25 protein-coding genes are annotated in these 26,567 nt (G+C 56.9%); 9 read left to right on the forward strand and 16 right to left on the reverse strand.

The window, feature by feature from the left end:
• Positions 1–349 precede the first annotated feature (349 nt).
• Positions 350–2,017: an alpha,alpha-phosphotrehalase gene (gene treC / locus MYY08_RS13075; protein WP_038628718.1), complete on the forward strand. Its 1,668-nt coding sequence runs from the start codon at positions 350–352 to the stop codon at positions 2,015–2,017.
• A 61-nt stretch (positions 2,018–2,078) separates the two neighbouring features.
• Here treC and celB read toward each other — a convergent pair whose 3' ends face one another.
• The 4 genes from celB to MYY08_RS13095 form a co-directional block, all read right to left on the reverse strand.
• The gene (gene celB, locus MYY08_RS13080) at positions 2,079–3,461 is read right to left on the reverse strand and encodes a PTS cellobiose transporter subunit IIC (RefSeq protein WP_288014514.1); all 1,383 of its coding nucleotides are present in this window, start codon (positions 3,459–3,461) and stop codon (positions 2,079–2,081) included.
• A 48-nt stretch (positions 3,462–3,509) separates the two neighbouring features.
• Positions 3,510–4,811, reverse strand: coding sequence for a 6-phospho-beta-glucosidase (locus MYY08_RS13085; RefSeq protein ID WP_038628722.1), 1,302 nt, complete (start codon positions 4,809–4,811; stop codon positions 3,510–3,512).
• Positions 4,804–5,157 carry a PTS lactose/cellobiose transporter subunit IIA gene (locus MYY08_RS13090; protein WP_373996380.1) on the reverse strand — a complete coding sequence of 118 codons (354 nt, stop codon included), beginning with the start codon at positions 5,155–5,157 and terminating at the stop codon, positions 4,804–4,806. Before MYY08_RS13090 ends, MYY08_RS13085 begins: the two co-directional genes overlap by 8 nt.
• Before the next feature lie 72 nt (positions 5,158–5,229).
• Positions 5,230–5,535 (reverse strand): PTS sugar transporter subunit IIB, encoded by a 306-nt coding sequence (locus MYY08_RS13095; protein ID WP_038628725.1) that lies wholly within the window; start codon positions 5,533–5,535, stop codon positions 5,230–5,232.
• A gap of 328 nt (positions 5,536–5,863) precedes the next feature.
• On the opposite strand from MYY08_RS13095, the gene MYY08_RS13100 reads away from it, so the two are divergent.
• The 3 genes from MYY08_RS13100 to nrdG all read left to right on the forward strand — a co-directional run bounded on the left by MYY08_RS13100 (position 5,864) and on the right by nrdG (position 9,787).
• Positions 5,864–6,991, forward strand: a complete 1,128-nt coding sequence (locus MYY08_RS13100) for a MurR/RpiR family transcriptional regulator (RefSeq protein ID WP_084969937.1) — start codon at positions 5,864–5,866, stop codon at positions 6,989–6,991.
• Between the two features lie 214 nt (positions 6,992–7,205).
• Positions 7,206–9,326, forward strand: a complete 2,121-nt coding sequence (gene nrdD, locus MYY08_RS13105; protein ID WP_038628726.1) for an anaerobic ribonucleoside-triphosphate reductase — start codon at positions 7,206–7,208, stop codon at positions 9,324–9,326.
• Positions 9,323–9,787, forward strand: coding sequence for an anaerobic ribonucleoside-triphosphate reductase-activating protein (nrdG, locus tag MYY08_RS13110; protein ID WP_038628727.1), 465 nt, complete (start codon positions 9,323–9,325; stop codon positions 9,785–9,787). The genes nrdD and nrdG overlap by 4 nt, the downstream gene beginning before the upstream one ends.
• A gap of 164 nt (positions 9,788–9,951) precedes the next feature.
• Here the strand turns inward: nrdG and MYY08_RS13115 are convergent, their stop codons facing one another.
• Positions 9,952–10,593 (reverse strand): NAD-dependent epimerase/dehydratase family protein, encoded by a 642-nt coding sequence (locus MYY08_RS13115; protein ID WP_038628728.1) that lies wholly within the window; start codon positions 10,591–10,593, stop codon positions 9,952–9,954.
• A gap of 145 nt (positions 10,594–10,738) precedes the next feature.
• Here MYY08_RS13115 and MYY08_RS13120 point away from each other — a divergent pair, with 145 nt between their 5' ends.
• Positions 10,739–11,260, forward strand: coding sequence for a type 1 glutamine amidotransferase domain-containing protein (locus MYY08_RS13120; protein ID WP_038628729.1), 522 nt, complete (start codon positions 10,739–10,741; stop codon positions 11,258–11,260).
• Positions 11,261–11,311: 51 nt separating this feature from the next.
• On the opposite strand, the gene MYY08_RS13125 is transcribed toward MYY08_RS13120, so the two are convergent.
• On the reverse strand, positions 11,312–11,743 hold the full coding sequence (locus MYY08_RS13125; RefSeq protein WP_038628730.1) for a YhbP family protein: 432 nt from the start codon (positions 11,741–11,743) through the stop codon (positions 11,312–11,314).
• A gap of 89 nt (positions 11,744–11,832) precedes the next feature.
• On the opposite strand from MYY08_RS13125, the gene MYY08_RS13130 reads away from it, so the two are divergent.
• Positions 11,833–12,135 carry a GIY-YIG nuclease family protein gene (locus MYY08_RS13130; protein WP_038628731.1) on the forward strand — a complete coding sequence of 101 codons (303 nt, stop codon included), beginning with the start codon at positions 11,833–11,835 and terminating at the stop codon, positions 12,133–12,135.
• Here the strand turns inward: MYY08_RS13130 and MYY08_RS13135 are convergent.
• Positions 12,116–12,625 carry a GNAT family N-acetyltransferase gene (locus MYY08_RS13135; protein WP_038628732.1) on the reverse strand — a complete coding sequence of 170 codons (510 nt, stop codon included), beginning with the start codon at positions 12,623–12,625 and terminating at the stop codon, positions 12,116–12,118. The two genes, MYY08_RS13130 and MYY08_RS13135, sit on opposite strands and share 20 nt — an antisense overlap.
• Positions 12,619–13,143 carry a ubiquinone anaerobic biosynthesis accessory factor UbiT gene (ubiT, locus tag MYY08_RS13140; RefSeq protein ID WP_038628734.1) on the reverse strand — a complete coding sequence of 175 codons (525 nt, stop codon included), beginning with the start codon at positions 13,141–13,143 and terminating at the stop codon, positions 12,619–12,621. Before ubiT ends, MYY08_RS13135 begins: the two co-directional genes overlap by 7 nt.
• Positions 13,144–13,348: 205 nt before the next feature.
• Between ubiT and ubiU the strand changes: the two genes are divergently transcribed.
• The 3 genes from ubiU (at position 13,349) to MYY08_RS13155 (ending at position 16,446) form a co-directional block, all read left to right on the forward strand.
• Positions 13,349–14,344, forward strand: a complete 996-nt coding sequence (gene ubiU, locus MYY08_RS13145) for a ubiquinone anaerobic biosynthesis protein UbiU (RefSeq protein ID WP_038628735.1) — start codon at positions 13,349–13,351, stop codon at positions 14,342–14,344.
• A 9-nt stretch (positions 14,345–14,353) separates the two neighbouring features.
• Positions 14,354–15,232 carry a U32 family peptidase gene (locus tag MYY08_RS13150; protein WP_038628736.1) on the forward strand — a complete coding sequence of 293 codons (879 nt, stop codon included), beginning with the start codon at positions 14,354–14,356 and terminating at the stop codon, positions 15,230–15,232.
• Between the two features lie 200 nt (positions 15,233–15,432).
• Positions 15,433–16,446 carry a luciferase-like monooxygenase gene (locus MYY08_RS13155; RefSeq protein ID WP_084969940.1) on the forward strand — a complete coding sequence of 338 codons (1,014 nt, stop codon included), beginning with the start codon at positions 15,433–15,435 and terminating at the stop codon, positions 16,444–16,446.
• Positions 16,447–16,522: 76 nt separating this feature from the next.
• Here the strand turns inward: MYY08_RS13155 and MYY08_RS13160 are convergent, their stop codons facing one another.
• From MYY08_RS13160 to infB, 8 genes are all read right to left on the reverse strand, one after another.
• Positions 16,523–18,448 carry a DEAD/DEAH family ATP-dependent RNA helicase gene (locus MYY08_RS13160; RefSeq protein ID WP_038628738.1) on the reverse strand — a complete coding sequence of 642 codons (1,926 nt, stop codon included), beginning with the start codon at positions 18,446–18,448 and terminating at the stop codon, positions 16,523–16,525.
• A 16-nt stretch (positions 18,449–18,464) separates the two neighbouring features.
• A complete protein-coding gene (locus tag MYY08_RS19270) occupies positions 18,465–18,521 on the reverse strand; it encodes a hypothetical protein (protein WP_498043408.1) in 57 nt (18 codons plus the stop codon).
• 104 nt (positions 18,522–18,625) lie between these two features.
• Positions 18,626–19,510, reverse strand: a complete 885-nt coding sequence (gene nlpI, locus MYY08_RS13165; protein WP_038628739.1) for a lipoprotein NlpI — start codon at positions 19,508–19,510, stop codon at positions 18,626–18,628.
• A gap of 123 nt (positions 19,511–19,633) precedes the next feature.
• The gene (pnp, locus tag MYY08_RS13170; protein ID WP_038628741.1) at positions 19,634–21,763 is read right to left on the reverse strand and encodes a polyribonucleotide nucleotidyltransferase; all 2,130 of its coding nucleotides are present in this window, start codon (positions 21,761–21,763) and stop codon (positions 19,634–19,636) included.
• A gap of 286 nt (positions 21,764–22,049) precedes the next feature.
• A complete protein-coding gene (gene rpsO / locus MYY08_RS13175; RefSeq protein ID WP_038628742.1) occupies positions 22,050–22,319 on the reverse strand; it encodes a 30S ribosomal protein S15 in 270 nt (89 codons plus the stop codon).
• 106 nt (positions 22,320–22,425) lie between these two features.
• Positions 22,426–23,370 carry a tRNA pseudouridine(55) synthase TruB gene (gene truB, locus MYY08_RS13180; protein WP_038628743.1) on the reverse strand — a complete coding sequence of 315 codons (945 nt, stop codon included), beginning with the start codon at positions 23,368–23,370 and terminating at the stop codon, positions 22,426–22,428.
• On the reverse strand, positions 23,370–23,774 hold the full coding sequence (rbfA, locus tag MYY08_RS13185) for a 30S ribosome-binding factor RbfA (RefSeq protein WP_038628745.1): 405 nt from the start codon (positions 23,772–23,774) through the stop codon (positions 23,370–23,372). The genes truB and rbfA overlap by 1 nt, the downstream gene beginning before the upstream one ends.
• 98 nt (positions 23,775–23,872) lie before the next feature.
• A complete protein-coding gene (infB, locus tag MYY08_RS13190; RefSeq protein ID WP_038628747.1) occupies positions 23,873–26,563 on the reverse strand; it encodes a translation initiation factor IF-2 in 2,691 nt (896 codons plus the stop codon).
• Positions 26,564–26,567 lie beyond the last annotated feature (4 nt).

Raw genomic sequence — 26,567 nt, forward strand, 5'->3', positions numbered from 1 at the left:
GTCCTTTTATCATGGCGGATCGGAAACCGTGTAAAAATTCCATTAATCACATTTCATTACAGCGGACAAGATAACGGCGGGGCAAATCCTGGAGCACGGTAAATTTTTGCAACATCCGTCAAAACAGATTTACCCACTCCGCGTTAAAAAGCGAAGATAATGAAAACCGTGCTGTGACGGCGATGCCGCCGCTCCGTCTGTTAGGGAAAACTGCGTTTTTCAGTGAATTCCGTCACGTTAAACGTTTCGGATTCGCAAGGAGTAGCTAACCTTATTGAGTGTGTAAATGAAGACACTTTCTATAAAACGGGCGGGCATTTGCGCCCCAATAAGCAATCAGGATTGAGCAATGAATAAAACTCCACCATGGTGGCAGAACGGCGTCATTTATCAAATCTATCCCAAAAGTTTTCAGGATACGACCGGTAGTGGCACAGGCGACCTGGCCGGTGTGATTCAGCGTCTGGACTACCTGAAACTGCTGGGTGTCGATGCGATCTGGCTCACGCCTTTTTATATTTCACCGCAGGTTGATAACGGCTACGACGTGGCGAACTACACCGCCATCGATCCCGCTTACGGCACGATGAGCGATTTCGACCATTTGGTTGAACAGGCGCACAAGCGCGGGCTGCGCGTTATCCTCGATATGGTGTTTAACCACTCTTCAACACAGCACCACTGGTTTCACGAGTCGCTGAACCCGGAAAGCCCGTACCGCGATTACTATATCTGGCGCGACGGTACGCCGACCGAACCGCCGAATAACTGGAAGTCGAAGTTCGGCGGCTCTGCCTGGCGCTGGCACCCAGAGAGCAACCAGTACTACATGCACCTGTGGGCGCCGGAGCAGGCGGACCTGAACTGGGAAAACGAGAACGTCCGCGCCGAGCTGAAGCAGATCGTCAACTTCTGGGCCGATCGCGGCATCGACGGGCTGCGTCTCGACGTGGTTAACCTGGTCTCCAAGCATCAGGATTTTCCTGACGATCCCGATGGCGACGGGCTGCGTCTCTATACCGACGGCCCGCGCATTCATGAATATATGCGCGAAATGAGCCGCGACGTCTTCCGACCGCGCGAGCTGGTGACGGTGGGCGAAATGTCTTCCGCCACGCTGGAGCACTGCCAGCAATATGGCTCGCTGGAGGGCGATGAGCTGTCGATGGTGTTCAGCTTCGACCATGTCGAGGTTGATTTCTGGAACGGTCAGAAGTGGACGTTAACGCCGCTGGATCTGGTGGCGCAGAAGAAAATTTTCACCCACTGGCAGCAAGGCATGCATAACCGGGGCTGGAACGCGCTGTTCTGGTGTAACCACGATCAGCCGCGCGTAGTGTCGCGCTGGGGCGATGACGGCGAATATCGCGTACAGTCGGCGAAGATGCTGGCGATGGTGCTGCACGGCATGCAGGGCACGCCCTATATCTTCCAGGGCGAGGAGCTGGGCATGACCAACCCCGGCTTTACCCGTATCATCGATTACCGCGACATCGAAAGCCACAATATGTACGCCGAGCTGCGCGCGCAGGGCCGCGACAGCGAAAATCTGTTGGCGATCCTCGCCAGTAAATCGCGTGATAACGGCCGTACGCCGATGCAGTGGGACGCCAGCGAAAACGCCGGTTTTACCGTCGGCACGCCCTGGATCGGCATGAGCCGCAACTATGAAACCATCAATGCGGAAGCGGCGATAGCCGATCCTGATTCGATTTTTTACGCCTATCAGAAGTTGATTCAGCTGCGTAAGCGCTATTTAATCCTGACGTGGGGCGACTATCTCGATCTGCTGCCGTCGCATCCTTATTTGTGGTGTTATCGTCGTCAGTATGAAGGCGAAACGCTGGTAGTGATCGCCAACTTCAGCCGGGAAGCGCAAAGCTGGCACCCGGAAGAGAACTTTGGCGACAGCTGGGAAGTGTTGATGAGCAACTACCCTGACGCCAAAGCGGAACCTGGCGAGATGATGTTGCGTCCCTGGGAAGCCGTCTGGTGGTACCAGAAGAAAAACCACTAGCTCTGTTATCGGCGCGTCGGTCAACCGGCGCGCCGTTTTTCTTACCGCAGCCTCTGCCGACTTATATCCGGGCCTGACGCTCTCCGCCAGCAACCAGACCGCTTTCGGCCGCGTTTTTTTCAGCGCTGCTGATCGCCTCCTGCTCCTCACGCCATTTTAAATTGTCCCAGGCGCGGAAGAAGGGATAGTAGATCACCATTGAGATACCCAGATTCACCGCCTGCAACACGCTGCCGGAAATATGGCCGCCGGTGGCGAGGTAGCCGCTGAAGAAGATCGGCGTAGTGAACGGCAAAGCGATCCCCGCAGGCGGCGCCACCCATCCCAGCGACATCGCCGTCCAGGTGACCAGCACCAGCACCACCGGCGTCAGAATGAACGGCAGGAAAAACCAGGGGTTCATTACCAGCGGGATACCGAACACCATCGGCTCGCTGATATTAAACAGCGCGCCTGGCGCGGCGATTTTACCCAGCTGTTTCATCTGCACGCTGCGGCTGCGCAGCAGCATAAAAATCACCAGCCCCAGCAGCGCGCCCGTGCCGCCCGGCGCAATCCAGAGATCGTAGAACTGCTGGGTAATGATGTGCGGAACGGGCTGGTTATGCTGGAACGCCTCCAGGTTTTCCGTCATGTTCGACAGCCAGACCGGCTGAATAAACACCAGCACGATGGCGTCGCCGTGCAGCCCCAGCGTCCAGAGCACGCCAATCAGGATCACCGAGAAGATCATACCCGGCAGCGTTCCGCCAACGTGATGCATCGGAATGCCGATAATGGTGCTGATCATGGTGTTGATATCGCCAAAGGGCGACGCCTCAACCGCCAGGCGCAGCAGCAGTACCACGGCCAGCACGCAGAAGCCGGGGATCAACGCGAGAAAAGATTTAGCGACCGCTGGCGGCACCCCTTCCGGCATATGGATAACCAGATTGCGCCCGCTGATAAAACGATAAATCTCCGTCGACATCAGCGAAATCACAATCGCCACGAACAGGCCCTGACTGCCGACCAGGTTCATCGGGATCACGCCGTCCACGATCTGCTGCGCCGCGCCTTCTACGGGCGCGAACAGCGTATGCTGCGGAATGGTCATGATAAAGGCCACCAGCGCCATCGCCCCGCTGGTCAGCGGATCGATAGTGCGGTATTTCTCCGCCAGGCGATAGGCGATGCCGAAGCTGGAGATAATCGCCATGATGTCGTAGGTCGCCTTCACCGGATAAAGCAGCTTATCGCGCCAGGCATCGCCAAACAGCCCCGCCATCATGCTCGCCCAGGCGGGGATCGGCAGGTAAGCGAATATCAAAAAGAATGAGCCGATCAGCATAAAAGGCATATTTAGTATGATGCCGTCACGCACCGACAACACATGCTTCTGCCCGGCGACCTTAAGCGCCGCGGGCAGCACGTAACGCTCTATCAACGATCTCTTGCCAGTCATAGTTTCCCCTCCCGTAGAACGAGATGATGGTTAGCAGCCTGCGCCTGCTTACGCGAACTGCGGCAGCCAGGCTTTGTTGATCGCCAGCACTTCCGCCAGCAGATCGTCGGCGACGCTCAGGTCGCCGATCAGCGGATTAGCGATCAATGCCAGCAGCGCGCTGCGTCGATCGCCATGCACCGCCGCCTCGATCGTCAGGCGCTCGAAATCTTTTACCTGTTGCGTCAAGCCGTTCATGGCCGGCGGTAGGCGGCCAAACGCCAGCGGGTGCGCGCCCAGCGCGTCGATCAGGCAGTTGGTTTCCACCACGGCATCGTCGGGCAGCCCCTGAATAGCACCGTTGTTGCGGCAGTTCACCACCATCTCCCGACCGCTATTGGTGTGAATGTTGCGGATCAGATCGACCGCCACCTCCGAGTAGAAAGCGCCGCCGCGGAAATTAAGCTGCTCCGGCTTGCGATCGCGCTGCGGATCGGCATAAAGCCGAAACAGCTCCTCTTCAACTTTCATCACCTGCTCCGCGCGCGTGCCTTTTGCAGCGGCCGCTTCGATCTCTTCCGCCAGCATGGCGCGGGTTTGCCAGAAGTAACGGTGATAGGGGCAGGGAATCGCGTTGAGCGCGCGCAGGAAATGGGCGGGCCAGGGCACTTCCTGAATATTGTTCATCGAGAGCGCATGTCCGGCGCAGAGCATCTCAATCACCTGATCGGTGACATCCCTGCCCTGCTGCATTACCTGATGCACCCAGACCATATGGTTCAGCCCGGCAAAGCGCAGCTTTACCTGATCGTGCGGTGCCTGCAGCATATCGGCGATCATATGGTGCATGGTGACCGGCACATTGCACAGGCCGATGATTTTCGCCCGGCTGTAGCGCGAAACCGCTTCGGTCACGATCCCCGCAGGATTAGTGAAGTTGATGATAAAAGCGTCGGGTGCCAGCGCCTCGACTTTACGCGCCACCTCCAGCAGCACGGGAATGGTGCGCAGCGCCTTAGCGAAGCCGCCAACGCCGGTCGTTTCCTGGCCCAGCATCTGATATTTCAGACCAAGCCGCTCATCCGCCGCGCGCGCCGCCAGCTGGCCGACCCGCAGCTGCGTCAGCACAAAGGCGGCGCCTTCAATGGCGCTGTCCAGTTCAAAGTGGACGCTGACCTGTACTTGCTCCATACCGTGACGTTTCAGCATACGGCGCGTCAGGTCGGCGATAATGGCCACCTTTTGCCGTCCGCTTTCGACATCCATCAGCGCCAGCTCTGTGATCGGCACCTGCTGATAGTGGCGGATAAGCCCTTCCATCAACTCGGGGGTATAGCTGCTGCCGCCGCCGATAACCGCAATTTTAAGCATACTGTTCTCCTGCGTAAGGGAGGCGGCGATAGAGCGCGATGATATCCGCCGCCAGATCCTGAATAAGCATCGCGTTCATCAGATGATCCTGCGCATGCACGACGATCAGCGTGACCGGCAGTTTGCCGCTGCCCTCGTCCAGGCCGATCAGTTCAGTTTGCAGACGGTGCGCCGCGCCGATCGCCACCCGGGCGGCCTGCTGTGACGTTTCCGCCGCGTCAAAATCGTCGGCCCGCGCCTGACGCAGCGCCGCAAGCGCATGACTGCGCGCGCTGCCAGCATGAACCAGCAGTTCCATAATCAGGTTTTCCAGCTCCATCCCTTCCTCCCGTACCAAAATTCGCATGCAGCAAGCCGCACGTCGCCTGGACGCGTTTGCTTCGATAATGGGTAAAATGTCGGCGGAACGCCGACGTAATCAGGACGGCATCAGGGCCAGCGCGGTATCAAGCACTTTATCGCCGCGCATCGTGCCGTAATCCATCATGTTGATAACGGCGACCGGTTTGCCCAGCGGCGCGGCGATGGCGGTCAGGCGCGACGCCTCAAACTGCACCTGCGGCCCTAACAGCACGATATCGGCGTCATCGATAATACGTTCAAATTCCGCGACCGGTACGGCGTCGATGCGCACCGCCAGTTGACGCTTCTCCGCTTCCGCCTTCATTTTCGACACCAGCATGCTGGTGGACATGCCTGCCGCACAGCAAAGGACAATATGCATCGTGTTTCTCCCGTTCAGATTTGCTCAAATATAAGCCAGAGAGAATTGACGCTGTAAATACCCCGCCGTCATCGTTTTTTAGCTGGATTTATTAACTGTTTGATAAATAAGACATTAGGAAGATCATTTTTTGAAAATAATTTTCATAGCTGTGATCGCCATGGCAATTATTTATGACGTAAAATTACCTGTTTAACTTTTTATCTTTTTATTTCATAAATTTAAATTAAAAATCCGATCCAGATCGAAAAAATAGCCATGAAAATTATTTTCACAGCAGGATGGCGGTTATGATAATCCCATCCGGTTTGCAGGAGCCTTAACCGTTATGGATCTTGTCTGGCAACTTGAGAACGGCCTGAATACGCTGCCCCGCCCGCAATCACGTCTGGCGCGCTTTGTGCTGGATAATTTACGCTTTTCCGGCAGCGCGACCCTTGAGCAACTGGCGCTGCGGGCTGGCGTCAGCACCGACACCCTTTCCGCCTTCGCCCGCTCCGTCGGCTGCCGCGATCTGGATGATTTTATGCAGCAGCTGCGTTCGCTCAATCATCCCGGCGACCCGGATGGTCAGGTGCCGCCTGCGGTTACCGGCGATCTCGATTACGCCATGTCTTCCTCGCTGGAGAAAGTAGCGGTGAATGCTGGCGTCAGCGCTGAAACGCTGAAGCGTTTCGCCCGCTCGATTGGGCGCGAAGATTTCAACGATATTCTGTTTCAGATTCGTAAACGTCTGAATGAGCTCAGCCAGCAGGAAGGCCGCGTCGCGCGTGCGGTACTGGATGATGTCAATTTCGCCGCCTCCGCCACCATTGAGCAGCTGGCGAGCTATGCGGGCGTCAGCCCGGCGACCATTACCCGCTTCGCAAAATCGGTAGGCTGCGAAGATATCCGCGAGCTGCGTATGAAGCTGGCCCAGGCCTCCGCCAGTCATTCCCCTTACCTGTCGTCTCCCGCCGCGGCCATGCCCTCTTCCGCAGGCGAGCAGCGGCTGGCGACAGTTCAACAGGCGCTGCACCAGCAGTTACAGCAAAACGTCCCTGCGCATTACGCTCAGGCTGCCCGCCTGCTGGGTCAGGCGCGCGGCGTGACCATCGTCGCAAACGGCGGCAGCGAGGCGATTTTCGGCCTGCAGGTGCAGCATCAGCTCATGGCGCAGGGCTTGATGTCTACGCTTTGCCAGGAGGCGGCGCTGATCGGCATGAGCGTCGCCATGCTGGAAAGGGACCAGCTCTTGCTGGCGCTCGCTATTGGACCGTCGGGTGCGGCTATACGCAACGCCGCGTTACAGGCGCGCGCCCGTGATATTCCGGTGATTGCGCTGACTACGGCCACCGATCCGCTGGCCTCCCTGGCGGATACGCTGCTGGTGCTGCCTGACGATCCCGGTCTGGCGCGCTATGGCCTGCTGATGACGCTGGATTTGCTGAAAGCCGAGGCGGAAAAAGGTGAATGAGCAGCCTTCCCAACGCCTTTTCTCTCTCCTTTCTCAACCCTGGGAGGCGATAAAACACCCCGCTTTCCCCTCTTCGTTTAATTTTTCAGCCGCCCTCCGCGATCTTTGTCCTGCATCAATAAAAGAAGGGTTAAATAAGGCGAAAACACCATATATAGCGTTTACTATTTACCACCAAATCTACATATAGTAATGACGTCGAAGGAGATCGGTGGTGACAACGACGGTGGTAAAACGGGACGGCTGTCAGGTACCCTTTGATCAACAGCGCATCGCTGAGGCTATTCGCGCTGCAGCGCGCGCCGCTCAGGTTGAAGATGATGCTTACTGCGTGACGGTCGCGCAGCAGGTCAGCGAAAAAATGTGCAGCCGCGATCGTGTGGATATTCATGAGATCCAGCAGACGGTAGAAGATCTGCTGATGGCGGGACGTTATCCTCAGCTGGCGCGCCAGTATATTGAATACCGTCATGACCGGGATCTGGCGCGCGAACAGCGCGGCAAGCTGAGCAAAGCGATCCGCGGCCTGGTGGAGCAAAGCGACCCTGCGCTGCTGCACGAAAACGCCAACAAAGACAGCAAGGTGATCCCTACCCAGCGCGATCTGCTGGCGGGCATCGTGGCGAAACATTATGCCCAGCAGTATATGTTGCCGCGCGACGTGGTGCGTGCCCACCAGCGCGGCGAAATCCACTATCACGATCTCGACTACGCGCCCTTCTTCCCGATGTTTAACTGCATGCTGATCGATCTGAAAGGGATGCTGACCAACGGCTTTAAGATGGGCAATGCGGAAATCGAGCCGCCGAAATCCATCGCTACCGCAACCGCCGTGACGGCGCAGATTATCGCGCAGGTCGCCAGCCACATTTATGGCGGCACCACCATTAACCGCATCGATGAAATTCTGGCGCCGTTTGTCGAGGCCAGCTACGAGAAACATCTGGCGGTGGCGCAGGAGTGGCAGATTGCCGAAAGCGAGCGCTACGCGCGCGAACGCACGGAGAAAGAGTGCTTCGACGCTTTTCAGTCGCTGGAGTATGAGGTTAATACGCTACATACCGCCAACGGCCAGACGCCGTTCGTCACCTTTGGCTTCGGACTCGGCACCAGCTGGGCGGCGCGCCTGATTCAGCAATCTATTCTGCGCAACCGCATCGCCGGGCTGGGCAAGAATCGTAAAACCGCCGTTTTCCCCAAACTGGTCTTCGCCATTCGCGAAGGGCTGAACCGCCGTCCTGGCGATGTTAATTACGACATCAAGCAGCTGGCGCTGGAGTGCGCCAGCAAACGCATGTATCCCGATATTCTTAACTACGACCGTGTGGTCAGCGTGACCGGCTCCTTTAAAACGCCGATGGGCTGCCGCAGTTTCCTCGGCGTCTGGGAAGAAAATGGCGAACAGGTGCATGACGGACGCAATAATCTCGGCGTCATCAGCCTGAACCTGCCGCGCATCGCGCTGGAGGCGCGCGGCGATGAAGCGCGTTTCTGGCAGCTGCTGGATGAACGTTTAGAGCTCGCCAAAAAAGCGTTGATGACGCGCATTGCCCGTCTGGAGCATACCAAAGCGCGCGTGGCACCGATTCTTTATATGGAAGGCGCCTGCGGCGTGCGGCTCAAGGCGGATGATAATGTGGCGGAGATCTTCCGCCACGGCCGCGCCTCTATCTCGCTGGGCTATATCGGCCTGCATGAAACCATTAACGCCCTGAGCGGCGGCGAAACGCATCTCTATGACGATGACACGCTGCGCGCCAGGGCGGTCGCTATTGTCACCCGCCTGCGCGAGGCGGTGGATGCGTGGAAAGAGGAGACCGGCTACGGCTTTAGCCTCTACAGCACGCCCAGTGAAAACCTCTGCGATCGCTTCTGCCGTCTGGATGCCGCTGAGTTCGGTCAGGTGAAAGGGGTAACCGATAAAGGTTACTACACCAACAGCTTCCACCTCGACGTAGAGAAAAAGGTTAACCCGTACGATAAGCTCGATTTCGAGGCGGTTTATCCGGCTATCGCCAACGGCGGCTTTATCTGTTACGGCGAATATCCCAATTTGCAGCACAACCTGAAAGCGCTGGAGGATGTCTGGGATTACAGCTATGACCGCGTTCCCTATTACGGCACCAATACGCCTATCGACGAGTGTTACGAATGCGGCTTTACCGGCGAGTTCGACTGCACCAGTAAAGGCTTTACCTGCCCCGCCTGCGGCAATCACGATCCGGCACGGGTATCGGTAACGCGCAGGGTATGCGGCTATCTCGGCAGCCCCGACGCGCGACCGTTTAACGCAGGGAAACAGGAAGAGGTGAAACGGCGGGTAAAACACCTGTGAACATACATCAGTACTATCCGGTCGATGTCGTAAACGGCCCCGGCACCCGCTGTACGCTGTTTGTCGCCGGCTGCGAGCATCAGTGCCCCGGCTGCTATAACCAGCGCACCTGGCGACTTAACTCCGGCGTGCCGTTTACCATCGAAATGGAAGAGCAGCTGATCGGCGATCTGAACGATCGCCGTATTCCGCGTCAGGGGCTGTCGCTTTCCGGCGGCGACCCGCTGCATCCGGCCAACGTGCCGGATGTGCTGCGGCTGGTGCGCCGCGTGCGCCGCGACTGCCCAGGAAAGGATATCTGGATGTGGACCGGCTATACGCTGGCGGCGCTAAGCGCCGCGCAGCGTAAAGTGGTCGCCGAGCTGGATGTGCTGGTAGACGGTAAATTTGTCCAGGCCCTGAAAGACCCCGCGCTGGTCTGGCGCGGCAGCAGCAACCAGGTGATTCACTATCTGCGCTGAATCAGTTCCACAACAGCGTCAACGCGCCAGTTAATGAAGACGAGATTGGCGACATAATGGACGCGCATGCAACCTGAATAACGTAGCGACCTGGACCGTGGAAAGGGGTGAATAATATTTCGGGCAGGCCGCGAAGAAATGAATACAGGTTGGCTTTTATTCACTTATTTTATTAACGAGCGTCGGGGGATAGCCGCCGATTCAATGATATTTACGTCGCTGGGCGAGGGAGAGAACGCCTCGCGCATCAGCGCGCCGGCGACATCTTTCGCCGCGACCGCGCGCCAGTTGCCGGGCAACAGCTTAAACAGCGGCGCAAGGAAATCTTCCCCCGGACGCGGCTGCTGACGATCGCCCAGCAGCAGCGAGGGACGAATGAGCGTAAGACGCGGCCAGTTTTGCTGTCGTAGCGCCCGTTCCATTTCGCCTTTGACCCGCCGGTAGAAGAACAGCGAGCGAACGCTGGCGCCGTGCGCACTCACCGCCAGCATATGCTTTGCGCCAAGCCGCTGCCCGGCGATGGCGCTATCCACCACCAGCGTATAGTCGACATGCACAAAGGCCGCTTTGCTGCCCGCCTGCTTGCGCGTGGTGCCAAGACAGCAAAACACGATATCAATGGGCAGCTTTAGCGGTCGCAATACGTCCGTCAGATCTTCCTCGACCAGATTAATCACTTTATTCATGGGCGGCAGCGGCCGACGCGTGGGCGCAACGATCTCACTGACGCGCGGCTCCGCAATCAGCATACGCAGCAGGTGGCTTCCCACCAGACCGCTGGCTCCGGTTAACAATATCCGACTCATCTTCCCTCCCCTTCGACGCGCGCTGCGCTGAGGCACAGCAGTCTGCTGAAGCTGAGATTAGCAGAGATGTTGCCGGTGAGGATTTGATTTTTCAGCATACTCAACCAGGCTTAACCAGTAGTTCCACACATACAGGAGGATAAAGATGAGCAAGAAAATAGCGGTACTGATTACCGATGAATTTGAAGACTCTGAATTTACCTCCCCTGCAGAAGCCTATACCAAAGCGGGCCATGAAGTTGTGACCATCGAAATGGAAGCCGGTAAAACGGTAACGGGCAAGCAGGGAAAGGCTCAGGTAAAAATAGATAAAGATATCGACCACGTCAGCCCGGCGGAGTTTGATGCGCTGCTGCTGCCTGGCGGCCATTCGCCGGATAGCCTGCGCGGCGACGATCGCTTCGTGAACTTTACCAAAGAGTTTGTCGCCAGCGGCAAGCCGATTTTCGCTATCTGTCACGGCCCGCAGCTGCTGATCAGCGCGAACGGCGTGCGAGGACGTAAGATGACCTGCGTAAAAGCGATTGCGGTCGATCTGAAGAACGCCGGCGCGGATTTTTATGATAAAGAAGTGGTGGTGGATAATGATAAGCTGGTGACCAGCCGAACGCCGGAAGATCTGCCCGCCTTTAATCAGGAATCACTGCGCATTCTGAATATGAGCTAAAAGCCGCTCGGCTGTGCGGCCCTGATTTGCCGCACAGCTTTCCGCCGCGCCTCAGACGTTCTGCCGCAACCATTGCAGCTTCTTGCCGAATCCCAGCGCGTTATCAGTCATTTTTAACGTATCCAGCCTGATCTCCCAGACGGGCGCAGAAACCGCGCGCGCCACGGGAAACCGTCGGCAGTAGGCGGCACGCGCCGCACTTTCCTGTTCGCCGTAAAGGCGATGCGCCTCACCGCGATACTGTACGCCTTTAATCAGCATTACCGTTTTAGGCTGACCGTTTATCGTGCCGGCCACCTGCGGCTGCTGCGCCATTAGCGCGCCGTGCCGCGTCTCCGTCTCCGTCATAATCCAGAACGCCATGCGCGCCTCATTGAAAACGTAGAAACAGTTGGCGCACCAGAGCGCATCATCATCACGACAACACAGCGACAGCACATGCTGCTTTTTTAAATAACGTACTATTGCGCTAACGTCAGACAACCCGCTCTCCGGTAATAAAATGCTGGCCGCTCATGACGCACGATGGTGGATGCCGCTACAATGCCCCGATCGCAACCAGGGTTATGAACATGAGTGAAACCACCGCTGCGCGCTGGCAGCTCTATATTGTACGCACCGCCGCCGGCCTGCTTTACACCGGCATCAGCAATAATGTGCCGCGCCGTTTTCAACAGCATCAGAAAGGCACCGGCGCAAAAGCGCTGCGAGGAAAAGGCCCGCTGGAGCTGCTGCTGACCTGCGAAGCGGGCGATCGGGCGATGGCTTCCCGCCTGGAGTATCAGGTTAAACAGCTGTCACGGCAGGAAAAGCTCAGGCTGGTCGCCAGCCAGCCCGTCTCGCTGCTGGCGTGGCTTAGCGAGAGAAACGGTTAAAGTGCGTTGAATATTGCACTTCGCCGCTCACATCGACAAACGCATCGTCCGCCAGCTTATAGACCTGAAACGCCGCTTCCGTGCCCGGCCAGGCGCAGCGCAGCTGGTGACGCGCCGCCGGTTCAAAGCCGTAACGGCCGAACCAGGCGGGATCGCCCAGCACCACGACTGCCGCATAGCCAAATTCGTTAAGCGTATCGAGCCCTTCAAAAACCAGCTGTTTGCCAATGCCCTGGCGACGGACGCTCTCGTCAACCGCCAGCGGCGCCAGCCCTACCCAGTTGCGATCTTCCTCCTGCAACGTGACCGGGCTGAAGGCCGCATAGCCCAATACCTGTCCTTCATCGTCGGTCGCTACCACGCCCAGCGTCAACTGGCCATCTTCACGCAGCCGTTGCACCAGATCAGCTTCGGCCCCGCCAGGAAAGCAGCGGCGCAGCAGGCTGTCTATTCCGGCGGCGTCCACCCCTATTTCGGTACGAATTAACATGAAACACCTGCGCGATCTCCCGGGGATTTCGCGTCCTCGTTCAGGCCGGCTTCGACAAAGTCAGCCAGCTGCATTAACCCAATGCGCAGCGGCGCTGGCATATGTTCCAGCTCGATCGCATCCATCAGATTCTTCACTTCCAGCCCCAGCTCGGTATCACCTTCGATCACCAGGCGGCGTTGGAAAAAAAGCGTGTCCGGGTCGATTTTACGCGCGGCGACCAGCAGCAGATCGTTGGCATTGCCGCGAAACCAGACGTCGGCCTCATCGCGATTGTCGATCGCCAGCTCGCCGTTTTCCAGCGTAACGGCCCAGCGCAATGCGATGTCCTGAATCTCAATGCCCAGCCAGCGCCCCTGCAGAAAGTCTAACTCACCTTCCGCCAGCGCATGACGAAACTGCATATTTAATAGCTGCTGTAGCAGGATTTTTTTCATCGCAAACGGCGTGTACCGCACCGGCAGCCGCAGCAGGCGCGGTCCCTGATTAACGCACTGAGCGCGAAGCATATTTAACACAGTTTTCACTCCTCAAAACAAATAAGCACTATTTTGCCACAGCGCTATTTTTCCCTGGGTGGCTGGATCAATAAATCACACATCAAGTTGAACAATTCAGCAACACTTACCCGATCAATACGCCATTCGCTGCCTTAAATCAAAATTTCTCGCGCTGAGCTTGTCTACACTCGGGCGCAAGTATTTATTGCTGACAGGATATGTCATGGAACTCCTTTGCCCGGCGGGCAACCTGCCCGCGCTGAAGGCAGCGATCGAAAATGGAGCGGATGCAGTTTACATCGGTCTGAAAGATGACACGAACGCGCGTCATTTCGCCGGTCTGAACTTTACCGATAAACGGCTGAAAGAGGCCGCGCGCTTTGTGCATCAGCATCAGCGCAAACTGCATGTCGCCATCAATACATTCGCGCATCCCAATGGCTTTATCCGCTGGCAGAACGCCATCGATATGGCCGCCGACATCGGCGCCGACGCGCTGATTATCGCCGATCTGGCGATGCTGGAATATGCGGCCAGCCGCTATCCCCATATCGAGCGCCATGTCTCAGTACAGGCATCGGCTACGAACCTGGAAGCGATCCGCTTCTATCATCAGCATTTCGACGTCGCGCGCGTGGTGCTGCCGCGCGTGCTTTCCATACATCAGGTGCGCCAGCTGGCGCGGAATACCCCGGTGCCGCTGGAGGTTTTCGCCTTCGGCAGCCTGTGCATTATGGCGGAAGGACGCTGCTATCTTTCCTCCTGGATGACCGGCGAATCGCCGAATACCGTCGGTGCCTGCTCGCCCGCGCGCTTTGTACGCTGGCAGCAGACGCCGTCCGGGCTGGAGTCGCGCCTGAACGAGGTGTTGATCGATCGTTACGATCTCAATGAAAACGCTGGCTATCCCACCTTATGCAAAGGGCGCTATCAGGTCGACGGACAGCGCTATCACGTGCTGGAGGAGCCTACCAGCCTGAATACGCTTGAGCTGCTGCCGGAGCTGCTGGCCGCCAATATCGCCTCGGTGAAAATCGAAGGTCGCCAGCGCAGCCCAGCCTATGTCGCCCAGGTCGCGCGCATCTGGCGCCAGGCTATAGATCGTTGCAAAGCGAATCCTTCCGCCTTCGCCGTTCAGGAGAGCTGGATGACGGAGCTGGGTTCGCTGTCGGAAGGCACGCAAACCACGCTGGGCGCCTACCACCGCAAATGGCAATAAGGAAAGGTGATGAAATATTCTTTAGGGCCGGTGCTCTGGTACTGGCCGACGGAAACGCTGGCTGATTTTTATCAGGCCGCCGCAGAAAGCAGCGCGGAGATCGTCTATCTGGGCGAGTCAGTATGCAGCAAGCGCCGGGCCACTCGCTTTCCGCAATGGCTTGAGTTCGCCCATCTGTTGCAGGAAAGCGGCAAACAGGTGGTGTTCAGCACACTGGCGCTGGTGCAATCCACTTCTGAGCTACAGGAAATTAAACGCTACGTCGACAACGGCGAATTTCTTATCGAGGCGAACGATCTCGGCACGGTTAATATGGCGGCGGAGCAGAAACTGCCGTTCGTCGTGGGCCATGCGCTTAACTGCTATAACGCAATGACGCTGCGTATGCTGCTGCGGCTTGGCATGACGCGCTGGTGCATGCCGGTCGAGCTGTCGCGTGACTGGCTGCTGGGCATTCAGCAGCAGTGCGACGAATTAGGCATCCACGGCAAGTTTGAAACCGAAGTGCTGGCTTATGGCCATCTGCCGCTGGCGCTGTCGGCGCGCTGCTTTACCGCGCGCTCGGAAAACAAGCCTAAAGATGAGTGCGAAACCTGTTGCATTAACTATCCGCAGGGCCGCCGCGTGCTGTCGCAGGAGGATCAACAGGTTTTCGTGCTGAACGGCATCCAGACCATGAGCGGCTACTGTTATAACCTCGGCAATGACCTGACCAGCATGCACGGCCTGGTCGATGTGGTTCGTCTGTCGCCGGAAAACAAACAGACGCTGGCGCTGATTGACCGCTTCCGCGCAAATGAACAGGGCCAGGCGCCGCTGATGATGGCGCAACGCAACGACTGCAACGGCTATTGGCGCAAACTGGCTGGCATGGCGCTTCAGTCCTGATGTCACAAAGCGGCGGATCGCTCTCTGAACCGCCGTTTTTCTTACGTTACGCTGGCCTTACTCTTCGCAAGCCGCTTTGCTCTCAGGGCATATTCTGGCTACTCTGCTAAAACTGCAATACGGTAAAGTAGGCGCATGTTTTTCTGTAACGTCGACGGGCAACTGCCGCGTCCGCACTACAGCCAACAAAGTGAGCAGATATGTCTGAGAAAAAAAACGTTCCCCTGTCAGTACTCGATCTGGCCCCTATTCCGCAGGGGGCCACACCGCGTGACGCTTTTCACGCCTCGCTTTCGCTGGCGCGGCAGGCGGAAAGACTGGGCTTTAATCGCTACTGGCTGGCAGAACATCACAATATGACCGGCATCGCCAGCGCCGCAACGTCGGTGCTGATCGGCTATCTGGCGGCGAATACCACTACGCTGCGTCTTGGTTCCGGCGGCATTATGCTGCCCAACCACGCGCCGTTAGTGATTGCTGAACAGTTCGGCACGCTGGAGTCGCTCTATCCGGGCCGTATCGACCTCGGACTGGGACGCGCGCCGGGCTCCGATCAGCGCACCATGATGGCCTTACGTCGTCATCACAGCAACGCCGGCATGATCGACAGTTTCCCGGAAGATGTGGAAACGCTGATTGCCTGGTTCGATGCGGATAAAGATGCGGAACTGCCGGTGCAGCCGGTGCCGGGGCTTGGCTTGCAGATACCGGTCTGGCTGCTGGGCTCCAGTCTTTACAGCGCGCAGCTGGCGGCGAAAATGGGTCTGCCGTTCGCTTTCGCGTCGCATTTCGCGCCCGACCTGCTGTTCCAGGCGCTGCATATGTATCGTGAGAATTTCCAGCCTTCCGAACGGCTTGATAAGCCTTACGCCATGGTATGCGTCAATATCGTCGCCGCCGACAGCGAAAAAGAGGCGCGCTTCCTGTTCACGTCTATGCAGCAGCAGTTTATCAACCTGCGCCGCGGTAAGCCGGGCCCGCTGCCGAAGCCGGTGGAAAACATGGACAACCTCTGGTCGCCATCCGAGCAGTATGGCGTTCAGCAGGCGTTAAGCATGTCGATCGTGGGCGACAGCACCAAGGTTCAGCATGGCCTGGCGGCGCTGATACGTGAAACGCAGGCGGATGAGATTATGGTCAACGGGCAGATTTTCGATCATCAGGCGCGTTTGCGCTCTTTTGAGCTGGCGATGCAGGCGTCTCAGGCGCTCTGATAATTTCTGCGCGGCCTGAATAACAGGCATAAAAAACCAGCCTTGCGGCTGGTTTTTTATTTTTTACGCTAAGCGATTAGTAATCGCGACGGCGCACTGCACCGGCGCCTGCGCCAGCACCTTCTTCACGACGCGGACCACGGCTGTTGCCGCCTTCACGACTGAAGCTGCCGCTGCGGCCGCCTTCACGACGCTCGCTGAAACGACGACCGCCTTCACGGCCACCTTCGCGACGTTCGCCGCCAAAGCTGCCGCGACCGCCGCCACGACGCTCACCGCCGCGATCGGCACGTTGTTCGCCACGCTCACGCGGTTGCGCATCGCCCAGCAGCTGCATATTCATCGGTTTGTTGAGAATACGCGTACGGGTGAAGTGCTGCAGGATTTCGCCCGGCATGCCTTTCGGCAGTTCGATCGTTGAGTGAGTGCCGAACAGCTTGATGTTACCGATGTAACGGCTGCTGATATCGCCTTCGTTGGCGATAGCGCCCACGATATGACGTACTTCAACGCCATCGTCACGGCCCACTTCGATACGATACAGCTCCATGTCGCCAACGTCACGACGCTCGCGACGCGGACGTTCGCCGCCTTCACGGCTCTCGCCACGCATTTCACGGCTGCCGCGACGATCGTCACGACGGTCATCACGCTCGCGGAATTCACGACGCTGAGGACGCGGCGCATCCGGCGGCAGAATCAGCGGGCGTTCGCCCTGCGCCATTTTCAGCAGCGCGGCCGCCAGCGTTTCCATATCCAGATCGCTCTCCGGCGACAGCTGGCTCAGCAGCGCGCGGTATTGCTCCAGATCGCTGCTTTCCAGCTGCTGCTGTACTTTAGCGGCGAATTTCTCCAGACGACGGGCGCTCAGCAGTTCTGCGTTCGGCAGCTCGACTTCCGGGATGGTCAGCTTCATGGTGCGCTCAATATTGCGCAGCAGACGACGTTCGCGGTTTTCCACGAACAGCAGCGCGCGACCGGCGCGGCCAGCACGACCGGTACGACCGATACGGTGAACGTAGGATTCTGAGTCCATCGGGATGTCGTAGTTAACCACCAGGCTAATACGCTCCACGTCAAGACCACGTGCCGCAACGTCAGTCGCGATCAGAATATCCAGACGGCCATCTTTCAGACGCTCCAGAGTCTGCTCACGCAGCGCCTGGTTCATGTCGCCGTTCAGCGCGGCGCTGTTGTAACCGCTGCGCTCCAGCGCTTCAGCCACTTCCAGCGTCGCGTTTTTGGTGCGAACGAAGATGATCGCCGCATCAAAGTCTTCAGCTTCCAGGAAACGCACCAGCGCATCCGTTTTACGGCCCCAGACGGTCCAGTAGCTCTGGCTGATGTCAGGACGCGTAGTGATGCTGCTCTGGATGCGCACTTCCTGCGGATCTTTCATAAAACGACGCGTAATGCGACGAATCGCTTCCGGCATGGTGGCAGAGAACAGAGCGGTCTGATGACCTTCCGGGATCTGCGCCATGATGGTTTCTACGTCTTCGATAAAGCCCATGCGCAGCATTTCATCCGCTTCGTCCAGCACCAGGCCGCGCAGGTTAGAAAGATCCAGCGTGCCGCGTTTCAGGTGGTCAAGCAGACGACCCGGCGTACCGACCACGATTTGCGGTCCCTGACGCAGCGCGCGCAGCTGCACGTCGTAACGCTGACCGCCATACAGGGCCAGCACGTTTACGCCGCGCATATGTTTAGAAAAATCGTTGCAGGCTTCTGCAACCTGAACCGCCAGCTCACGCGTCGGCGCCAGAACCAGAATCTGCGGCGCTTTCAATTCGCTGTCGATATTGTTCAGCAGCGGCAAGGAGAACGCTGCGGTTTTGCCACTACCGGTTTGCGCCATACCCAGCACATCGCGGCCTTCCAGCAGATGCGGGATACAGGCGGCCTGGATCGGAGACGGCTTCTCATAGCCCATGTCATTCAGAGCGGTGAGGATAGATTCGTTAAGACCCAGGTCGGAGAAAGTGGTTTGGATATCAGTCATGTAGTACAAGTGCCTCTTAGATTACGGCGGCCAGTCTACATAACTCGTCCTGAAAATATGCAATCATTTTCATTGAAAAATGTGAACCGGCTCAAATTAGATGTTTTGACGAACAAAAAAGCCGTCACCCCGAAAGATGATGACATTTTTTCAAAAAAGGACTCAGGTGTTCGTCAGCTATTGCTGGTCAGATTCTGTTAAATCGTCTTGTGTCTGGCCTAACAGCGCCAGTTCCAACAATGCGTATCGGTGCTCAACGAAGTTATGTACGTTGTTAGCAACCGCCAGTTTGAATAACGCTTCCGCGTTATCCTTCTCCCCCAGACTTAGGTAGTACTTACCTAAATAGAAGTTGGTTTCACTGAGATGTTCAGCGAGCGAGGTGTTATCCGTTGCGTCCGCCTTGAGACGTTCCATCAGCGTTTTTTCACTGATGTCGCCAAGGTAGAACTCGACAATATTCCATCCCCATTGATCGCGATTCGCCTTCTCGTAACGCTGTTTCAGCATCACCCTGGCCTGTTTAGCGTCTATCTCCTGTTCATCGAGATAAAGCCACAGACTGCGGAACGGATCGTTAGGATCGTCTTGATAAAACGCCAGCAGATCATCTTGCGCTAACTTGTATCGACCGCCGTAATAGAGGGCGATACCACGGTTTAAATGCGCATAATTGTAAGTTGGATCAAGCTCAAGTACAGAATCAAACGCTTCATAGGCGGCATCAAAGTTGCCCGCCTGCGTTAAGTATATACCTAAATAATTAAATACTTCAGGCATATCTGGTCTTATAGACAGCGCTTGCGAAAAATCGTTCCGCGCTAATGCCCTCAGACCTAAGCTATCATACAACACTCCGCGTTCATATAATAGCTGTGCACGCTCATCATCGGTCAGGGCGCGACTGGCAAGAATTTGTTCCATGCGCGCCAGGATCACTTCCTGTTGCAGAGTTGGCTGTAGCGGAACCGCCAGCACATCGCTCTTACGCCAATTTGAGTTGCTGCATCCTGCCAGCGTGATAGCTGTCGCAACGAAACACCAGCGCAAAAAAGGCTTCATTTCCCACTCCCGAATACCAACATTGGGATGTACATCCTGTCATCCGCCTGCCATGCACAAGGATTCCCGCCCTCGCAACGAAACAGCCCTCCTCTGGAGGAGGGCTCAATGTCGAACGCGCTTTTACTCTGCTTCAGGGGTAGCGGCTGCCGCTTCCGCCTGCGGCTGCTGTTCTGAAGCTTCTTTGATGCTGAGACGCACGCGGCCCTGACGGTCCACTTCCAGCACTTTAACCGGCACTTCCTGACCCATCTGCAGGTAGTCGGTCACTTTCTCAACGCGCTTGTCAGCGATTTGAGAAATGTGGACCAGACCTTCTTTACCGCCGCCGATAGCCACAAAGGCGCCGAAGTCGACGATACGGGTTACTTTGCCGTTGTAGATGCGGCCGACTTCGATCTCAGCGGTGATCTCTTCGATACGACGAATCGCATGCTTCGCTTTGTCGCCGTCGGTCGCCGCGATTTTCACGGTGCCGTCATCTTCGATTTCGATCGTGGTGCCGGTCTCTTCAGTCAACGCACGGATGACCGAACCGCCTTTACCAATCACGTCCTTAATCTTGTCCGGATTGATCTTGATGGTATGAATACGCGGTGCGAACTCAGAGATATCGCCACGCGGCGTGCTGATAGCCTGCTCCATGACGCCCAGGATATGCAGACGCGCGCCTTTAGCCTGGTTCAGCGCCACCTGCATGATTTCGCGGGTGATGCCTTCGATTTTGATATCCATCTGCAGCGCAGTGATACCGTCGCGGCTACCGGCAACTTTAAAGTCCATATCGCCGAGGTGATCTTCGTCGCCCAGGATGTCAGAAAGCACGACATAGCGTTCGCCCTCTTTCACCAGACCCATCGCGATGCCGGCTACGGCCGCTTTGATCGGCACGCCCGCATCCATCAGCGCCAGAGAAGCGCCGCAAACGGAAGCCATAGAAGAAGATCCGTTGGATTCGGTGATTTCAGACACCACGCGTACGGTGTACGGGAATTCATCGATTTTCGGCATAACGGCCAGAACGCCACGCTTCGCCAGACGGCCGTGACCAATTTCACGACGCTTCGGTGAGCCCACCATACCGGTTTCGCCTACGGAGTACGGAGGGAAATTATAGTGGAACAGGAAGTTGTCGGTACGCTCCCCCATCAGCTCGTCAAGGCTCTGCGCGTCACGCGCGGTGCCCAGCGTCGCGGCGACCAGCGCCTGCGTTTCGCCACGGGTGAACAGCGCGGAGCCATGCGTACGCGGCAGTACGCCGGTACGAACATCCAGACCGCGGATCATATCTTTTTCACGGCCGTCGATACGCGGCTCGCCGTTCAGAACGCGGCTACGCACCACGTTTTTCTCGATAGCGTGCAGGATATCGCTGATTTCGCCTTCGTCCAGCGACTCATCTTCCGCCAGCAGCGCAGCGATAGTTTCAGATTTGATCAGATCAACCTGAGCATAGCGCTCCTGTTTTTCTGTGATGCGGTAAGCGTCGCTCAGGCGAGACTCCGCCAACGCGGCGATACGCGCATTCAGCGCTTCGTTAACGGCTTCAGGCTGCCAGTCCCAACGCGGTTTGCCCGCTTCGGCGACCAGCGCATTGATGTTTTCGATCACAACCTGCTGCTGCTCGTGGCCAAATACCACTGCGCCCAGCATCTGCTCTTCGGTCAGGATATCCGCTTCGGATTCCACCATCAGCACCGCGCCCTGAGTACCCGCGACGACCAGGTCCAGACGAGACTGTTTGATCTCGTCAGAAGTCGGGTTCAGCACATACTGATCGTTAATATAACCAACGCGCGCAGCACCGATCGGACCGTTGAACGGAATACCGGACAGGCTCAGCGCGGCAGAGGCGCCGATCATCGCAACGATATCCGGGTTAACCTGCGGGTTAACGGACACAACGGTCGCAATAACCTGCACTTCGTTCACGAAGCCTTCCGGGAACAGCGGACGAACCGGGCGGTCAATCAGACGCGCGATCAGGGTCTCGCCTTCGCTTGGGCGGCCTTCACGACGGAAGAAGCTGCCTGGAATACGGCCAGCAGCGTAGGTACGCTCCTGATAGTTAACGGTCAGCGGAAAGAAGTCCTGACCAGGTTTCGCTTTTTTCTGACCAACAACGGTTACAAATACAGCAGTATCGTCCATGCTGGCCATAACGGCCGCGGTAGCCTGACGCGCCATCATACCGGTCTCAAGCGTCACGGTATGCTGACCGTACTGGAATTTACGTACAATCGGATTCAGCAAAATAACTTCCTTTACGTCAAAGCAGGCCCAACTAAACGGCCTGCTGTGGGGTTTCAACCTTCATTGCATCCTCGCGACTAATGACAAACCTTACGCCCGTTGGGAGAAGGTTTCTCATTAGCCGCGCGAACCTCTGCAAGTGAAGATCACATACTGCAACAATACAATAGTTTGCTATGGATTGCTGCGGCTTGCTTGAAAAAAGGGGCCCGGAGGCCCCCTTTTTTACGAAACTTGCACCATGCTGTCCTTCTCGCGCGAGCGCCATAAAACAGCACGTTGAGACTTAGCGACGCAGGCCCAGGCTTTCGATCAGGCTGGTATAACGCGCAACGTCTTTACGCTTCAGGTAATCCAGCAGCTTACGACGCTGGGAAACCATGCGCAGCAGACCGCGACGGCTGTGGTGGTCTTTTTTGTGCTCAGAGAAGTGACCCTGCAGGTGGTTAATCTGAGCAGTCAGCAGAGCAACCTGAACTTCGGTTGAGCCGCTGTCGTTAGCGCCACGACCGTATTTAGCAACGATCTCTGCTTTAGCTTCGGTACTTAGAGACATAATGAACTCCAGTTAAATGATGAATGTCAGGGTGCCAATCTCTAATTCAGCGACCCCATGTAAAGCCGCATTATTCTACTCTCAGGCTGAGATGAGTGCAAATGACTCAGGCAGAATATTCTACTACCAAACGGCGGGGCGCCACGCGGCCATCTTCGGCGATTTGCGCCATGCCGATAAACTTACGCGCTTCCCCTTCGGTTACGCGCACCAGACCGTCGCGCGGCGCGTTGGCGGCCTGCACCGGCTGCCCCTGTCTGAAGTAGCCTGCGGCCGTTTCGCTCAGGTTCACTTCCGGATAATCCGACGCCGGGCTGTCCATCGGCATGAGCAACGCGTCCAGCTGCGCCTGCGCTTCTGGAGTCAAATCGCCCGGCTCGCCCTGCAACGCGTAAAGCTGATCGAGCGTGACCATTTTTTCGATGGGATAGCGCGCGACCTGTAGGCGACGTAGCATAATGACATGCGCGCCGCATCCGAGCTTCTCGCCCAGATCGTCGATAATGGTGCGGATATAGGTGCCTTTAGAGCAGTGAATTTCCAGCTCCAGCTCGTTATCCTGCCAGCGAATAAACTGCAGCTCGTAAACGGTGATGGCGCGTGCTTCGCGCGGCACGTCGATGCCCTGACGCGCATATTCATACAGCGGGCGGCCCTGATATTTCAGCGCCGAATACATCGACGGCACCTGCTGCGTTTCGCCGCGAAAGCTTTCCAGCGCGGCGTCAAGCTGCGCCTGATTGAAAGCGATAGGCCGCTCGCTGATAACCTGCCCGTCCGCGTCCGAGGTGTCGGTACGCTCGCCCAGGCGGGCAATCACGCGATAACGCTTATCGGCGTCCAGCAGATACTGGGAAAACTTTGTCGCTTCTCCCAGACAGACAGGCAGCATGCCGGTCGCCAGGGGATCCAGCGCGCCGGTGTGGCCCGCTCTGTTCGCACGGAAGATACGCTTCACTTTTTGCAAAGCGTCATTGGAGGACAGTCCCTGCGGCTTATCCAGCAGCAGCACGCCATGAATATCGCGGCCGCGACGACGAGGACGGCTCATTACTCCTCCTTGTCGTCTTCTTCCGCCGGTCCGCGGCGCTCAGCGTCGTTTTTCACTACGTTAGTCACCAGGTTGGACATGCGCATCCCTTCAACCAGCGAGTTATCGTAAAAGAAGGTCAGTTCAGGCACGATACGCAGACGCATCGCTTTGCCGAGCAGCGAACGAATGTAACCTGATGCATCCTGTAGCGCTTTTACGCCTGCTTTAATGGAATTGGCATCTTCGTCATTCAGAAAGGTAACAAACACTTTGGCATAAGCCAGATCGCGTGAGACTTCCACGCCAGAGACGGTCACCATCATGCCTACGCGCGGATCTTTAATTTCCCGCTGAATGATCATCGCGAGCTCTTTTTGCAGTTCTTGTGCGACGCGCTGCGGGCGACCAAATTCTTTCGCCATAATTATTTCTCCTGATAATGGCTGAGCCCCGACCAGACAGGGCGGGGCTCAGTTAGGGGAAGCGCCGAGCTTCCCAAATGCCACTTGCGATGCGATCGTTATTCGATGGTACGCTGGATTTCGATCACTTCGAAGACTTCGATCATATCGCCGGTGCGAACGTCGTTGTAGTTCTTAACGCCGATACCACACTCCATGCCGTTACGCACTTCGTTGACGTCATCTTTAAAGCGACGCAGGGATTCCAGCTCGCCTTCATAGATAACCACGTTGTCACGCAGTACACGGATTGGGTTATGACGTTTAACCACGCCTTCGGTAACCATACAACCAGCAATCGCGCCAAACTTCGGTGATTTGAACACATCGCGCACTTCGGCCAGGCCGATGATCTGCTGTTTGTATTCCGGCGCCAGCATACCGCTCATCGCCGCCTTCACTTCATCGATCAGATTATAGATGACCGAGTAGTAGCGCAGGTCCAGGCTTTCCGCTTCGATAACACGGCGCGCAGAAGCGTCGGCACGGACGTTGAAGCCCAGGATGATAGCGTTGGAAGCCGCGGCCAGCGTTGCGTCGGTTTCGGTGATACCACCCACGCCTGAACCCACGATCTTCACTTTCACTTCATCAGTAGACAGCTTCAGCAGGGAGTCGGAAATCGCTTCGACAGAACCTTGTACGTCGGCTTTCAGAACGATGTTCAGTTCGGACACGTCGCCTTCGTTCATATTGGCGAACATGTTTTCCAGCTTCGATTTCTGCTGACGCGCCAGTTTGACTTCGCGGAACTTGCCCTGACGATACAGCGCAACTTCACGCGCTTTCTTCTCGTCACGAACTACGGTCGCTTCATCACCTGCCGCCGGTACGCCGGAAAGGCCCAGAATCTCAACCGGAATGGAAGGTCCCGCTTCGGTGACTTCATGACCCATCTCGTCACGCATCGCGCGCACACGGCCATATTCAAAGCCGCACAGTACGATGTCGCCTTTATGCAGAGTGCCTTCACGCACCAGAACGGTAGCCACCGGACCACGACCTTTATCCAGGAAGGATTCGATAACCACGCCGCTCGCCATGCCGGCGCGAACTGCTGAAAGCTCAAGTACTTCAGACTGCAGCAGAATCGCGTTCAGCAGATCGTCAACGCCAGTACCTGCTTTCGCAGAAACGTTAACGAACATGTTCTCGCCGCCCCACTCTTCTGGAATGATGCCGTACTGAGTCAGTTCGTTTTTCACGCGATCCGGATCGGCGTCAGGCTTATCGATCTTGTTAACGGCAACCACAACCGGCACGCCAGCCGCTTTCGCATGCTGAACGGCTTCAACGGTCTGCGGCATCACGCCGTCGTCCGCCGCAACAACTAGCACCACGATATCCGTCGCCTGCGCGCCGCGCGCACGCATCGCGGTAAACGCGGCGTGGCCCGGGGTGTCGAGGAAGGTGATCATGCCGTTATCGGTTTCAACGTGGTAAGCACCGATATGCTGGGTAATGCCGCCCGCTTCGCCAGAGGCGATTTTAGTAGAGCGAATATAGTCCAGCAGCGAGGTTTTACCATGGTCAACGTGTCCCATGATAGTAACTACAGGCGCACGGGATTCAGCAGCAGCGCCGGTATCACGATCGCTCATTACCGCTTCTTCCAGCTCGTTCTCGCGGCGCAGGATCACTTTGTGTCCCATCTCTTCCGCGACCAGCTGGGCAGTTTCCTGATCGATGACCTGGTTGATGGTAGCCATGGCGCCCATTTTCATCATTGCTTTGATGACCTGTGAGCCTTTAACCGCCATTTTGTTAGCCAGTTCCGCAACGGTGATGGTTTCGCCAATGATGACGTCACGGTTAACGGCCTGAGCCGGACGGTTAAAGCCCTGCTGCAGCGCGCTGCCTTTACGATGCTTGCCGCCTTTACCGCCACGAATGGCCGCACGGGCTTCTTCGCGATCGGTTTTCGCTTCCGAATGCTTATTGCCTTTGCTACGTGCACGCGGTGCTTTTGCCGTGCGAGTACGACTACGGCCGCCTTCAACTTCACGGTCGTTTTCATCTTCAGCCTGACGGGCATGTTGAGACGTGGTGACGTGGTAGTCAGCGTCATCGCTCTCGGTTGGTTTTACTTCCCAGTCGCCTGCTTTCTGCTCGGCCAGTTTGCGTGCTTCTTCAGCAACACGGCGCGCATCTTCTTCCAGCTTACGGCGGGCTTCTTCTTCCACTTTACGCTTCAGCTCTGCGGCTTCGGCTTCACGGCGGGCTTTATCAGACTGGCCGGCCCGGGTCATATCGTCGGTTTGTTGGTTGCTCACTTTCTCATTTTCCGCTGCTTCGCGCTTAGCCTTTTCCGCGGCCTCGCGTTTGGCTTGCTCTTCGGCTTCACGCTTCGCTTTTTCCGCTGCTTCGCGCCTGGCTTTCTCTTCCGCCTCACGACGAGCCTGTTCTTCCGCTTCACGCTGCGCCTGCGCTTCTGCCTCAGCTTTAGCTTTTTCAGCCTCAGCATCCTCTTTTACATAGGTGCGCTTTTTGCGGACTTCGATTTGCACCGACTTACTTTTACCCCCGGTGCCAGGAATATTCAAGGTACTGCGCGTTTTACGCTGCAGCGTTAATTTGCCTGACGGGCTGCCATTATCGCGATTCAGGTGCGTCAGTAAGGTTTCTTTTTCTTGCTGGGTCACAGAGTCATTTTCAGACTTACGGATCCCTGCATCAGCGAACTGCTGTACCAGGCGTTCCACTGAAGTCTGTATCTCTGCGGCCAGCGATTTTACGGTTACATCTGTCATGCTG

This window comes from Mixta sp., from assembly GCF_024610815.1.
Lineage (GTDB): Bacteria > Pseudomonadota > Gammaproteobacteria > Enterobacterales > Enterobacteriaceae > Mixta > Mixta calida.